Origin of the sequence: Streptomyces monomycini (assembly GCF_022271435.1) — a bacterium.
Lineage (GTDB): Bacteria > Actinomycetota > Actinomycetes > Streptomycetales > Streptomycetaceae > Streptomyces > Streptomyces monomycini.
This window is the reverse complement of record NZ_JAFIQY010000005.1, coordinates 113,327-127,530: the sequence shown is the minus strand read 5'-3', so window position 1 is coordinate 127,530 and position 14,204 is coordinate 113,327. Positions and strand designations below refer to the sequence as shown.

Genomic DNA, 14,204 nt, shown 5'->3' with positions numbered 1-14,204 from the left:
GCTGCTGAACCGGCGGCCGCTGAACCGGCGGCCGCTGACCGGCGGCCCTTCGGCGGCCGCGTACACGGGAACGACGCGCCACCGCGGCGGACGGCCGCCGCGGTGGCGCGGCAGGCAGAAGCGAGCATCGGGTTGTCCGTCAAAGGGGGAGACATGGAAGGCCAGGCACAGTTCACTGCGCCCCTGACCGCTTGCCAGGAGGGGACGTGGCTGGCCCAGCGCGCGGAGAACCCGCCCCGGCAGTACGACATCAGGCAGTACGCCGATGTCCTGGGCCCGCTCGACACGGACCTCTTCCGGCGGGCGCTGCGGCAGGCCGTCGCCGAGACCGAGGCGCTCCGGCTGCGGTTCACGCAGGACGGCGGCGCCCCGGTGCAGGTGGTCCGGGCGGCCGGTGAGACGATCGCGCTGCGGCACGTCGACCTCACCGACGAGGGGGAACCGTGGGAGGCGGCGCAGGCGTTGATGCGCGCGGACGGCCGGCACCCGGCCGACCCCACCGAAGGGGACCTCTCCGCGCACGTCCTCTTCAAGCTGGCACCGGACCGGTACGTCTGGTACCAGCGCCACCACCAACTGCTGGTCGACCACTTCGGCAGCACCCTGCTGGCCCGCCGTGTCGCCGCTCTCTACAGCGCGACCCTGCGCGGTGAGCCGTACTGCCCGCCCGGACACGCCCCGCTGCGGGAGCTGGGGGAGCAGGAAGCCGCCTACCAGGAGTCGCCGCAGCACGAGGCCGACCGCCGCTACTGGCACGAGCACTTCGCGGACCGCCCGGAGCCGGCCACCGTGCCGGGACACCGGTCGGTGCTCCGCGACGCCCGCCCCCGCGCGTCCGGCCGCCTGTCGGCCGCCGGCCGGGAAGCGCTGCGGACGGCCGCCGACCGTACCGGGGTGAGCCGCGGCGCGCTCGTCGTCGCCGCGGTCGCCACCTTCGTGTGCCGCACGACGGGGGCGGACGAGGCGCTGCTGAGCTTCCCGGTCGACGGACGTACGGGCCCCGCGGCCCGGCGGACGCCCTGCGCGACCGCCAACGTGCTGCCGCTGCGGCTGCCCGCCCGGCCCGGTGACAGCCTCGCCGGGCTGGCCCGCGCCGCGCAGCGCGAGATCGACGGGCTGCTGGAACACCGGCGGTACCGCGGCGAGCGCCTGCACGCCGAACTGGGACGGCCGGGCGGCCGCCGCGACTTCGGCCCTTCGGTCGCCGTCCCGGCGAGCGGCCCCGACCTGCGGTTCGGCGCGGCCCGGGGCACCCTGCACGACCTGCCGGGCGGGCCCGTCGAGGCGTTCTCCGTGGTGCTGCGCGAGCTGCCGGACGACGCCGGGACGAGCGTCGTCCTCGAAGCCGACCCGGCGCTGTACGACCAGGAGTGGGCCGGGGCGGGACACCGGGCCTTCGTCCGGCTCCTGGAACAGGCGGCGGCCGAACCCGAGGTGCCCGTCGGGCGGTTCGGGGTGCTGGGCGCGCCGGAGCACGGGCTCGTCGTGGAGGGCTGGAACGCCACGGGGGCCGAGCGGCCGGGCACCTCGGTGCCGGAGCTGGTCGCCCGCCAGGCCGCGCGCCTGCCCGGTTCCGTCGCCGTGTCCGACGACGAACAGTCACTGACGTACGCGGAGTTGGACGCGGAAGCGGGACGCCTGGCCACGTACCTGATCAGCCAGGGGGTGACACGCGGCAGCCGGGTCGCCGTGCTGATGGAGCGGTCGGCCGGGCTGCTGGTGGCGCTGCTCGGCGTCTGGAAGGCGGGCGCGGCGTACGTGCCGGTGGACGCCGCGTACCCGGCGGAGCGGGTGGCGGTCATGCTGGCCGACTCGGCGCCGGCGGCCGTGCTGTGCACCGGGAGCACCCGGGCCGCGGTGCCGCCCGGCGTGCGCGGCGGCGTCGTGGTGCTGGACGACCCCCGTACGCGGGCGTCCGTGGCCGCAAGTCCCGCGCAGGACCCGGCGGTCCGGGTGGGCCCTGAGGACCTGGCGTACGTGATGTACACCTCCGGTTCGACCGGGGTGCCCAAGGGCGTGTCGATGCCGCACGGCAGCGTCGCCGGGCTCGTCGGACAGCGTGACTGGTCCGTCGGCGCGGGCGACGCGGTGCTGATGCACGCGCCGCACGCCTTCGACGCCTCGCTGTTCGAGGTGTGGGTGCCGCTGGTGTCCGGCGCGCGCGTGGTGGTGGACGGACAGGGCGTGGTGGACGGGCCGCGGATCCGTGCGGCCGTGGCGGCGGGGGTCACGGCGGTACATCTGACGGCGGGGTCGTTCCGCGTGGTGGCCGAGGAGTCACCGGAGTGCTTCGCCGGGCTGCGCGAGGTGCTGACCGGCGGTGACGTGGTGCCGCCGGCCGCCGTGGCCCGGGTGCGCGCGGCCTGCCCCGAGGTGGCCGTACGGCATCTGTACGGGCCGACCGAGGCCGCCCTGTGCGCCACCTGGCACCGGCTGCGCCCCGGCGACCCGGTGCCGTCCGTACTGCCGGTCGGCCGCCCGCTGGACAACCGCCAGGTGTACGTACTGGACGCGTTCCTCCAGCCCGTACCGCCAGGGGTGACGGGCGAACTCTGCATCGCCGGCACGGGCCTGGCGCGCGGCTACCTCTCCCGCCCCGGCCTGACGGCGGAACGCTTCACCGCCAGCCCCTTCGTGCCCGGTGAGCGGATGTACCGCACCGGCGACATGGTGCGCTGGACCGACGACGGGGAACTGGTCTTCGTCGGGCGGGCGGACGCCCAGGTCAAGGTGCGCGGTTTCCGTATCGAGCCGGGGGAGATCGAAGCGGCGCTGGCGGCCCACCCGGCGGTCGGCGAGGCGGTGGTGGTGGCCCGCGAGGACCGGCCGGGGGAGCGCCGGCTGGTGGCGTACGTCGTCGCGCAGCCCGCGTACGACGGCGGGCAGCCGCCGCGCGACGAGCAGCCGTTCCGCGACGAGCCGGGCGGCGGCCGGGCCGCCGTGGGCGCGGGCAGCGCTCCGGAAGCCCTGCTCACCGGGGAGTCCGGCGGCAGCGCGGCGGCGGGCCGGGACACCGGCGCGCTGCTCGCCGCGCTGCGCGAGTTCGTGGGCGGGCGGCTGCCGGAGTACATGGTGCCGTCGGCGTTCGTCCCGCTGGACGGGCTCCCGCTGACCGTGAACGGCAAGGTCGACCACCAGGCACTGCCCGCCCCCGACTTCACCGGCAGCGGATCGGCGCGGGAGCCGCGCGGCGCCGCCGAGGAGACCCTGTGCGCGCTGTTCGCGCAGGTGCTCGGCCGGGAGCGGGTGGGGCCCGAGGACAGCTTCTTCGAGCTGGGCGGCGACTCGATCATGGCGGTGCAGCTCGCCTCGCGGGCGCGCCGCGCCGGGCATGTGCTGACCACCCGCCAGGTCTTCGACGAGCGCACCCCGGAGCGGCTGGCACGGGTGGCTCCCGCCCCGCAGGCCGGGCAGTCGGACCCGGAAACGGAGACCGGCGAGATCCCCTGGGCGCCGCTGAGCACCGCGCGGGGCGGCGACTTCGCGCGCTGGGCAGTACTGGCGGCCCCGGACGGCCTGCGGACGGACACCCTGCGGGCCGCTGTCGCCGCCCTCCTGGACACCCACGCCGTACTGCGCGCACGGACCACCGCCGGGGACGAGGCCGAGCCGCGCCTGGTGGTGCCCGACCGCGGCACGGTGGACGCGGCGGCACTGGTCAGCCGGGAGGCCGTGGCCGCGGTGGACCTCGGCCCCGCCGCCGAACGGGCGGCCCGCGAAGCGGTGGCACGGCTCGACCCCTCGGCCGGGGCGAACCTCCAGGTGACATGGCTGGACGCGGGCACCGCGCAGCCCGGTCGCGTGGTGCTCGCGGTCCACCACGCGGTGGCGGACGCGGCGTCCTGGCGCATCCTGGTCCCGGACTTCGCGGCCGCGTGCGAGGCCGCGGCCGCCGGCCGTGCACCGACGCTCGGCCCGGTGGGCACGTCCTTCCGGCACTGGGCGGTCCTGTCGGCCGCGCAGGCCGCGCAGGAGCACCGGGACGCGGAACCGGACGGCCCGCGCGCCGGCACCCTCCCGGGTGGCGTCGCGGCCGCGAGCACAGCGGCGGACGCGGACACGGAACCCGCCGGAACGGCGCGCCGCATGGTCTGGACCGTGCCGCCGCAGCAGACGGCGGCGCTGGTGGACCGGGCGCCAGCCGTCTTCCACTGCACCGCCGACGAGGTGCTGCTGACCGCGCTGGCCGCCGCCGTCGCCCACGGGCGCGAGGACGCCCGTACCGGTGTCCTGCTGGACATCGAGACGGACGGCCGCCGCGAAGGCCCGGACGGGCTCGACCTGTCCCGTACGGTGGGCCGGTTCACCCGCGTGCACCCCGTACGGCTGGACCTCTCCGGCACCGCCCTCAGCGAGGTGCTGATGGGTGGCCCGGCGGCCGGGACGCTGCTCAAGTCGGTGAAGGAGCAGGTGCGGTCGGCCCCCGGCGACGACGGCTTCGGCCCGCTACGGCACCGCGCCTCAGAGGCGACCACCGCCCCCCGCATCGCGTTCAGCTGCTCGGGACGCCCGGAGCGAGGCGGCGCCCAGGTCACGGCCGGAGCCGTCGCGACCGGCCGCGACGCACCGTCCCCGTACGGCCTGGAAGCCGGCGCGGCGATCGGTACGTCCGCCGCCGGGCCCACCCTGACCCTCACGCTCACCTGGCGGCACCGGGACGGGCACGGCCAGGCCGACGCGGTGGCGCAGCGGCTCGGCCGCCGCTGGGTGGAGATGCTGGGCGGACTGGCCGCCCACGCCGCCCGCCCGGGCGCGGGCGGCCACACGCCCTCCGACTTCCCGCTGCTCGCCCTCACCCAGGACGGCGTCGCGGAGCTGGAGGCCGCCGTGCCGCGGCCGGCCGACATCTGGCCGCTGTCGTCCCTCCAGGAAGGGCTGCTGTTCCAGTCCTCCTTCGAGGAGGAGGGCCCGGACGTCTACGAGACCCAGTGGATGCTGGAGCTGTCCGGACCGCTGGACGCCGTCCGGCTGCGCGCCTCGTGGGAGGCGCTGCTGGACCGGCACGCCGCGCTGCGCGCGAGCTTCCACCGGCGCGCGTCGGGCGAGGCCGTCCAGGTCGTGGCCCGTGAGGTGCGCCTGCCCTGGCGGGAGATCGACCTGTCCGGCCTGTCCGAGGCCGACGCGCTCTCCGGCATCGAGGAGCTGGCCACACGGGAGCAGGAGCGCCGCTTCGACACGGCGGTCGCGCCACTGCTGCGGCTGCTGCTGATCCGCCTCGGCGCGGACCGGCACCGGCTCGTCGTCATCAGCCACCACATCCTGATGGACGGCTGGTCCATGCCGGTCCTGCTGGCCGAACTGGCCGAGGTGTACGCGGCGGGCGGTGACGCGTCGGCCCTGGCCCCGGCCGCGTCCTACGGCGACTACCTCGCCTGGCGCGCCCGCCAGGACCAGGACGCCGCGCGGGCCGCCTGGGCCGCCGAGTTCACCGGCACCGACGAGCCGACGCTCGTCGCGCCGGGCGCGGCCGACCGGGGGCCGGTGGACGCCGGTCACGTGATCACCGACATCCCCGAGCGGACCACCCGCGGCCTCGCCGCGCTGGCGCGCCGCCACGGCCTGACCGTGAACACGGTGATGCAAGGGGCCTGGGCCCTGGTGCTGGCCCGGCTGGCGGGCCGTACCGACGTGGTGTTCGGTGCCACCGTCGCGGGCCGGCCGCCGGAGCTGCCCGGCATGGAGTCCATGGTCGGCCTGCTGATCAACACCGTGCCGGTACGGGTACGCCTGGACGCCGCGCAGCCGGTGCTCGGGCTGCTGCGCGACCTCCAGGAACGCCAGTCCGCGCTGGTGGCCCACCAGCACCTGGGCCTGCCGGAGATCCAGCGGCTGGCCGGTCCCGGCGCCGTCTTCGACACGCTCGTCGTGCACGAGAACTATCCCCGCGCGATCGCCGCGCCCGGCTCACCGGACGCGCTCTCCTTCGCCGTCCTGGGCACCCGCGAGGCCACGCACTACCCGCTGACCCTGGGTGTCATCCCGGGCGAGCGGCTGCGCGTGCACGTGGCGCACCGCCGCGGCCAGGTGGCGGCGGACATCGCCGAGAAGCTCGTCGGGCGGTTGGTGCGGGTCTTCGAACAGCTCATGACGGACTGCTCGGTGCCGGTGGGCCGGGTCGGTGTCCTGGACGCGGACGAGCGCGCGCTGGTCGTGGCGGAATGGAACCGTACGGACGCGCCGGTGGCGGTGGCGACGATGCCCGAGCTGTTCCGCGCACAGGCCGGGCGCACGCCGGGCGCCGTCGCGGTGCAGGACGCACACGAGGCGCTCACCTACGCCGAGTTGGAGCACCAGGCCGGTCAGCTGGCCCGGCACCTGACCGGGCACGGCGTGGGGCCGGAGTGCCGGGTGGCGGTCGTCGTCGAACGGTCGGTGGCGATGGCCGTCGCCGTGCTGGCCGTGGCGATGGCGGGCGGCGTGTACGTACCGGTGGACCCCGAATACCCGGCCGAGCGCATCGCGTTCGTGCTGCGGGACGCCGGACCGGCCGTCGTGGTGTGCACAACGCGCACCCGGGCCGCGATCCCGGCCGGGGCGTCCGGCGGCACGGTCGTCCTGGACGACCCCACGGTGGCCGCGGCGGTGGCGCGCCGGACGGGCGGCTCGCTGTCCGACGCCGAGCGGTCCGCGCCGCTGCACGCCGACCACGCGGCGTACGTGATCTACACCTCCGGATCGACCGGCGTGCCCAAGGGCGTCCTGGTCGCGCACCGGGGGCTGGCCAACCTCGTCGCCGACCGCGTCGCGCGCTACCGCATCGGCCCGGACAGCCGCGTCGTCCAGCGCGTCTCGCCCAGCTTCGACGTGTCCATGGGGGACATCTGGCCGGTGCTGTGCGCGGGCGGGCGGCTCGTGCTGGCCCCGGCCGGGCAGGAGTCCTTCGGCGAGGACCTGGCCGACCTGCTGCGCGAACGCAAGGCCACCCACGTGGTGCTGCCCGCCGCGTTCCTGCCGCAACTGCCCTCCGACGGACTGTCCCGGCTGCGGGTCCTGGTCACCGGCGGCGAGCCGATGACCGACGAGGTACGCCGCCGCTGGTCCGCCGGCCGGGAGCTGTTCAACGAGTACGGCGTCACCGAGGCGACCGTCACCTCCACCGTGACCGCGCCGCTGGACGCCGGCAGTGCGCCCGCGATCGGCCGTCCGATCATCAACTCCCGTGCGTACGTCCTGGACGCCTTCCTCCAGCCGGTGCCGCCGGGTGTGGTCGGCGAGCTGTACGTCGCCGGGGTGAACCTGGCGCGCGGCTACCTGGGGCGCGCGGGGCTGAGCGCGTCGCGGTTCGTGGCGGACCCGTTCGCGCCCGGCATGGGCGTCCCCCCGGCCGAAGGCTGGGGGAGGATGTACCGGACCGGGGACCTGGTCCGCTGGACCGGCGACGGCGAACTGGTCTTCGCCGGGCGGGCGGACGCCCAGGTCAAGGTGCGCGGTTTCCGTGTCGAACTCGGCGAGGTGGAGGCCGCGCTGGCCGCGCACCCCGCGGTGGCGGACGCGGTCGCGGTGGTCCGCGAGGACCGTCCCGGCGAACGCCGGCTGATCGGCTACGCGGTGCCCGCCGGGCCCGGCCTGGACGAGCGGTCCGTCCGTACGCACGTCGCCGGGACACTGCCGGACTACATGGTGCCCGCGGCCGTGGTGGTCCTCGACGAGCTGCCGAGGACCCCGAACGGGAAGCTGGACCGCGCGGCGCTGCCCGCGCCCGACTTCGCCGGACAGGTCACCGGCCGGGAGCCGCGTACCCCCGCCGAGACGGTGCTGTGCGCCCTGTTCGCCGAACTCCTGGGCCTGGACCGGGCCGGCGCCGAGGACAGCTTCTTCGAACTGGGCGGCGACTCGATCACCTCGCTCCAGCTGGTGGCGCGGGCCCGCCGGGCCGGGCTGCTGCTGACCTCCCGCCAGGTCTTCGACGAGCAGACCCCGGAGCGGCTGGCCGAGGTGGCGGAGCCGGTGAGGTCCGGCCCGCGCGCGGACACCGCGGGCGCGGGCACCGGCGAGGTGCCGTGGACACCGGTGATGCGGCTGCTCGGGGAGCGGATCACCGGCGGCCGGTTCGCGCAGTGGACGACCGTGGGCGCCCCGGCCGGGCTGGGCCGGGACGTGCTGGCCGCCGGGCTGGCCGCCGTACTGGACACCCACGCCATGCTGCGGGCCCGGGTGGTGCCGCGGCCCGGTGGACCGGTGCTGGCCGTCGGCGGCCGCGGCTCGGTGGACGCCGACGCGCTGGTCACCCGGGTGGACGTGGCCGGGGCGCCGGACAGCGGCCTCGACAGTCTCGCGGAACGGGCCGCCGGAGAAGCGGTCGGACGGCTCGACCCGGCCGCAGGCGTCCTGGTCCAGGCGGTCTGGCTGGACGCCGGACCGCACCGCACCGGCCGGCTGGTGCTGGCCGTGCACCACCTCGCGGTGGACGGCGTGTCCTGGCGCATCCTGCTCCCGGACCTGCGGGCCGCCTGCGAAGCGGTGGCGGCCGGGCGCGCACCGGAACTGGACCGCGCCGGTACGGCGTTCCGGCAGTGGGCCGGACTGCTGGCCGCGCAGGCGAAACAGCCGTGGCGCGTGGCGGAACTGCCGCACTGGGCCGCCGTACTCGACGGACCCGACCCGGTGCTCGGCGCCCGCGCCCTCGACCCGGGCACGGACACCCAGGCGACCGTGCGCCACCGCACCTGGCAGGTGCCCCGGGAGCAGGTGGCGGTCCTCGCCACCCGGACGCCCGCGGTCTTCCACTGCGGTGTGCACGAGGTGCTGCTCGCGGCGCTGGCCGCGGCGGTCGTGTGCGCCCGGACGGAAACGGAAGCGGCGGCCGGTGTCCTCGTGGACATCGAGGGGCACGGCCGGGAACCGGCCGCCGGGGCGGACCTGTCCCGGACGGTGGGCTGGTTCACCAGCGTGCACCCCGTACGGCTCGACCTGTCCGGCGTGGACCCGCGCCAGGTCATGGCGGGCGGCCCCGCGGCCGGAGCGCTGCTCAAGGCGGTCAAGGAACAGACGCGCGCGGTGCCCGGCGACGGCCTCGGCCACGGACTGCTGCGCCACCTCAACCCGGAGACCGGCCCCGTACTGGCCGCCCTTCCGGCCCCGCAGATCGGCTTCAACTACCTCGGCCGGTTCCCCGCGGGCGCCCCCGAGGGCACCGTCCGGCCGTGGGAAGCGGCGGGCAGCACCGCACTGGGCGGCTCCGACGACCCGGACATGCCGGCGCCGCACGCCGTGGAGGCGGGCGCGGTCATCCGCGACACGCCCGAAGGGCCCGCGCTGACCCTCACCGTCGGCGGACCGGCCGGCGTCCTCGACGACGCGGCCGTCGCCCGCCTGGGCGACCTCTGGAAGGACCTGCTCGGCGGCCTGGCCGCCCACACGGCCGCGCCCGAGGCGGGCGGCCACACACCCTCCGACTTCCCGCTCCTGGACCTCGGACAGGACGAGGTCGAGGAGTTCGAAGCGATCGCGGCACGGCTCGAAGGGGGACTGTCGCTGTGAAGACCTCAACACCCGCCACGGGACCGGCATCCGGCAGGGGCTCGGCACTCGCCGAGGTGTGGCCGCTGTCCCCGTTGCAGGAAGGGATGCTCTTCCACGCCGGGTTCGGCGACCAGGGACCCGACGTCTACGTCATCCAGCGCACCCTGACCATCGACGGTCCCCTGGACGCGGACCGCTGGCACGCGTCCTGGCAGGCACTGCTCGGCCGGCACGCGGCGCTCCGCGCCAGCTTCCACCGCCGCAAGTCGGGGGAGGCGGTCCAGCTCGTCAGCCGGGAAGCCGTACTGCCCTGGCGCGAGGCCGACCTGTCCGGCCTGCCCGAGGCCGACGCGCTCGCCGAGGTCGGACGGCTGGCAGCCGACGCGTGCGCGGAACGCTTCGACCTCGGGGTGGCGCCGCTGCTGCGGGTGCTGCTCGTACGCCTCGGTGCCGAGCGGCACTGCATGGTGCTGACGGCTCATCACATCCTGCTCGACGGCTGGTCGATGCCCATCCTCTTCGACGAGGCGACCACGGTGTACGCGGCGGGCGGCGACCCCTCGGTATTGCGGCGGACGGCCTCCTACCGCGACTACCTGGCGTGGCTGGGACGGCAGGACAAGGACGCCGCGCGGGCCGCGTGGCGCGCCGAACTGACCGGGGACGGCGAGCCGACGCTCGTCGCCCCCGCCGACCCGGCCCGCACTCCCGAGCTGCCCGACCAGACCAAGGCCGACCTGCCGGCGTCCCTCACCCGCGCCCTGACCGACCTGGCCCGCCGCAACGGCCTGACCGTCAACACCGTCGTGCAGGGCGCCTGGGCGCTGCTCCTGGCCCGGCTGTCCGGGCGCGACGACGTGGTCTACGGCACGACCGTGGCGGGCCGCCCGCCGGAACTCCCCGGCGTCGAGTCCATGGTCGGCCTCTTCATCAACACGGTGCCGGTGCGGGTGCGCCTGGACGCGGGGCAGCCCGTGGTGGAGATGCTCAAGGACGTACAGAGCCGCCAGTCCGCGCTGCTCCCGCACCAGCACCTGGGCCTGGCCGACATCCAGAAGCACGCCGGCCCGGAAGCGGGCTTCGACACGCTGGTGGTGTACGAGAACTACCCGCGCCCGGCTGCCGAATCGGCCCCCGGCACGCTCACCTTCACCACGCTCGGCCTGCGCCAGGCCACCCACTACCCGCTGACCCTCGGCATCCTCCCCGGCGACCGGCTGGAGGTGGAGGTCTCCTACCGGCCCGACCTGGTCACCGCCGAGCCGGCCCGCGCGCTGGCCGGGCGGCTGGTGCGGGTGCTGGAGCAACTGGTGGCGGACCCGTCGGTGCCGGTGGGCCGGGTCGACGTCCTGGACGCGGCCGAGCGGCACCGGGCCGTGACGGAGTGGAACGCCACGTCGGCGGAGGCGGCTGAGACGGGGGAAGCCACCGTGCCGGAACTGTTCGCGGCACGCGTGGCGGCCGCGCCGGATGCCGTGGCCGTGACGGACGGGCGTCAAAGTGTTCAATTCGGTGAGTTGGACACGGGGGCGGACCGCCTCGCCGCGTACCTGCGCGGCCTGGGGGTGGGCCGTGGCGACCGGGTCGCGGTGATGCTGGAGCGGTCGGCCGGGCTGATCACGTCGCTGCTGGCGGTGTGGAAGGCGGGCGCGGCGTACGTGCCGGTGGACGCCGGCTATCCGGCGGAGCGGGTCGCGTTCCTGCTGGCCGACTCGGGGCCCGCGCTCGTGCTGTGCACCGAGGCCACTCGCGCGGCGGTCCCGGCGGACCTGGCCGGGCAGACGGTCGTGCTGGACGACCCGAAGGTACGGACGGCGGTGGCGGAAGCACCGGCCGGTGAGTCCCGACCGCCGGTGCGGCCCCAGGACCTGGCGTACGTGATGTACACCTCCGGCTCCACCGGCGTACCCAAGGGCGTCGGCGTGCCGCACGGCAGTGTCGCGGCGCTGGCCGGGGACCGCGACTGGGCGCTCGGCCCGGACGACGCGGTGCTGATGCACGCCCCGCACGCCTTCGACGCCTCCCTGTTCGAGATATGGGTGCCGCTGGTCTCCGGCGCCCGGGTGGCCGTGGCGGCGCCCGGCGCGGTGGACGCGCAGCGGGTACGGGAGGCGGTGGCGGCGGGTGTCACGGCGGTGCACCTGACCGCCGGGGCCTTCCGGGTGGCCGCGCAGGAGGACCCGGAGTGCTTCACCGGACTGCGCGAGGTGCTGACCGGCGGCGACGTGGTGCCGGCGGCGTCGGTGGCGCGGGTGCGTGGGGCGTGCCCCGAGGTGTCCGTACGGCATCTGTACGGGCCCACCGAGACCACCCTGAGCGCCACCTGGCACCGGCTCCGGCCGGGCGGGCCCACCCCGGACGTGCTGCCGATCGGGCGCCCGCTGGCCAACCGGCAGGCGTACGTCCTCGACGCGTTCCTCCAGCCCGTACCGCCCGGCGTGGCCGGTGAGCTGTACCTGGCCGGTACGGGCCTGGCCCGCGGCTACCTCGACCGCCCCGGCGCGACGGCCGAACGCTTCGTCGCCTGCCCGTTCCCGCCCGGCACGGGGGTCCCCCCGGCCGAAGGCCGGGGGAGGATGTACCGCACGGGCGACCTCGCGCGCTGGACGCCGGACGGCGAACTGCTCTTCGCCGGGCGCGCCGACGCGCAGGTCAAGGTGCGCGGCTACCGCATCGAACCGGGCGAGATCGAGGCCGTGCTCGCGGCCGCGCCGGGGGTGGCCCAGGCCGCCGTCGTCGCCCGCGAGGACCGGCCGGGCGAACGCAGGCTGGTCGGCTACGTGGTGGCGGCCGGGGACGGCACGGACGGCCAGGCTGTGCGCGAGCACCTGGCCCGCGTACTGCCGGACCACATGGTGCCCGCCGCCGTCCTCGTCCTGGACGCCCTGCCGGTCACGGCCAACGGCAAGGTCGACCGCAAGGCCCTGCCCGCCCCCGGCTTCGCCGGAAAGACCGCCGGACGCGCACCGCGCACGGCGGCGGAGGACATCCTGTGCGGGCTCTTCGCCGAACTGCTCGGCCTGGAACGGGTCGGCGCGGAGGACGGCTTCTTCCAGCTCGGCGGCGACTCGATCCTGTCGATGCAGCTCGCCACCCGGGCCCGCCGCGAAGGGGTGGTCTTCAGCGCCCAGGACGTCTTCGAGCAGGAGACACCGGGCGCGCTGGCCGCCGTCGCCCGGCTCGCCGACGAGGTGCGCACCGCCCCGGACGCGGGCGTGGGCGAGGTGGCCTGGACCCCGGCCATGGCGGCGCTCGGGGAGTACGCGCTGAGCAGCGACTTCGCGCAGTGGATGGTCGTCACCACCCCCGCGGGCCTGCGGCCGGACGTGCTCACCGGAGGGCTGGCCGCCGTACTGGACACCCACGACATGCTGCGGGCCCGTGTGGTGCACGCGGAGGGCGGGCCTCGCCTGGAAGTACGGGGGCGCGGCACGGTCGACGCCGCCACCCTGCTCACCCGTGTCGACGCGACCGACGTACCGGCCGAGGCCCTTTCCCTGGACGACATGGCCGACAGCGCGGCCAGGGAGGCGACCGGGCGGCTGGACACCGAGGGCGGCGTGCTGGTGCGGGCTGTCTGGCTGGACGCCGGGCCCACCGAAACCGGCCGGCTGGCGCTCGTGGTGCACCACCTGGTGATGGACGGAGTGTCCTGGCGCATCCTGCTACCGGACCTGCAAGCCGCCTGCGAAGCGGTGGCGGAAGGGCGCGTACCGGAACTTGACCCCGTCCCCACCTCCTTCCGGCAGTGGGCGGGCGCCCTCGCGGCCCAGGCCGTCGCGGAACACCGGATAAGGGAACTCCCTGATTGGACAGCCCTGTTGAAGGACGTGGCGCCCCCGCTGGGCGGACGGGCGATCGACCCGGCCGAGGACACCCTGGCCGGAATGGTCTGGCACACCTGGACGCTGTCCGGGCCGACAGCGGCCACCCTCGTCGGCACAGCACCCGGAGTGTTCCACTGCGGCGTCCACGAAGTGCTGCTCGCGACACTGGCGGGCGCGGTGGCGCACGACCGGCCGGAAGCCCCGCTCGTCGTGGACGTCGAAGGACACGGACGCGAACCGGCCGCCGGGGCGGACCTGTCCCGGACGGTGGGCTGGTTCACCAGCGTCCACCCGGTCCGCCTGGATGTCTCCGGCATCGACCTCGACGAGGCGCCGCGCGGTGGCCCGGCCGCCGGTGACCTGCTCAAACGCGTCAAGGAACAGGCCCGGGCGGTGCCCGGCGACGGCCTCGGCCACGCCCTGCTGCGCCACCTGAACCCGCTCACCGCACCGGAGTTGGACACCCTGCCGGACGCCCACATCGGGTTCAATTACCTGGGCAGGTTCGCGGGTGCGGGCCGGGCCGGAGCGCCGGGGGACGCCTGGCAGCCGGCCGGCACCTCGGTGGTCGGCAGCTCGGCCGACCCCCGCACACCCGCCCCGCACGCCCTGGAGGCGGGGGCGTACGTCCAGGACACCCCGGACGGACCGGAACTGACCCTCAGGCTCGGCGGACCCGCCGGACTGTGGCCGGAGGCGGCCGCCGAGCGGCTGGGCCGGCGCTGGCTGGACCTGCTGGACGGCTTGGCGGCGCACACCGCCGACCCGGCCGCGGGCGGGCACACCGCCTCCGACTTCCCCCTGCTGGACCTCGGTCAGGACGAGGTCGAGGAGTTCGAAGCCGGCTTCGCGGACGGCGCCCCGTAGCCCGCCCCGCGAGCCGCCGGCCGCACCCGTTGCCCGATGAACGCACGT

General features: G+C 76.1%; 2 protein-coding genes. Both read left to right on the top strand.

Annotation, left to right across the window (positions count from 1 at the left end; all coding sequences use genetic code 11):
- The first annotated feature begins 153 nt into the window (after nt 1-153).
- Nucleotides 154-9,480: a non-ribosomal peptide synthetase gene (locus JXZ78_RS08445; protein WP_238782759.1), complete on the top strand. Its 9,327-nt coding sequence runs from the start codon at nt 154-156 to the stop codon at nt 9,478-9,480.
- Nucleotides 9,477-14,156 (top strand): non-ribosomal peptide synthetase, encoded by a 4,680-nt coding sequence (locus tag JXZ78_RS08440; protein ID WP_238782758.1) that lies wholly within the window; start codon nt 9,477-9,479, stop codon nt 14,154-14,156. Before JXZ78_RS08445 ends, JXZ78_RS08440 begins: the two co-directional genes overlap by 4 nt.
- Nucleotides 14,157-14,204 lie beyond the last annotated feature (48 nt).

Bases quoted from the DNA above. Each gene is read 5' to 3' on its own strand.
- JXZ78_RS08445 (WP_238782759.1), top strand. From the start codon at position 154: ATGGAAGGCCAGGCACAGTTCACTGCGCCCCTGACCGCTTGCCAGGAG.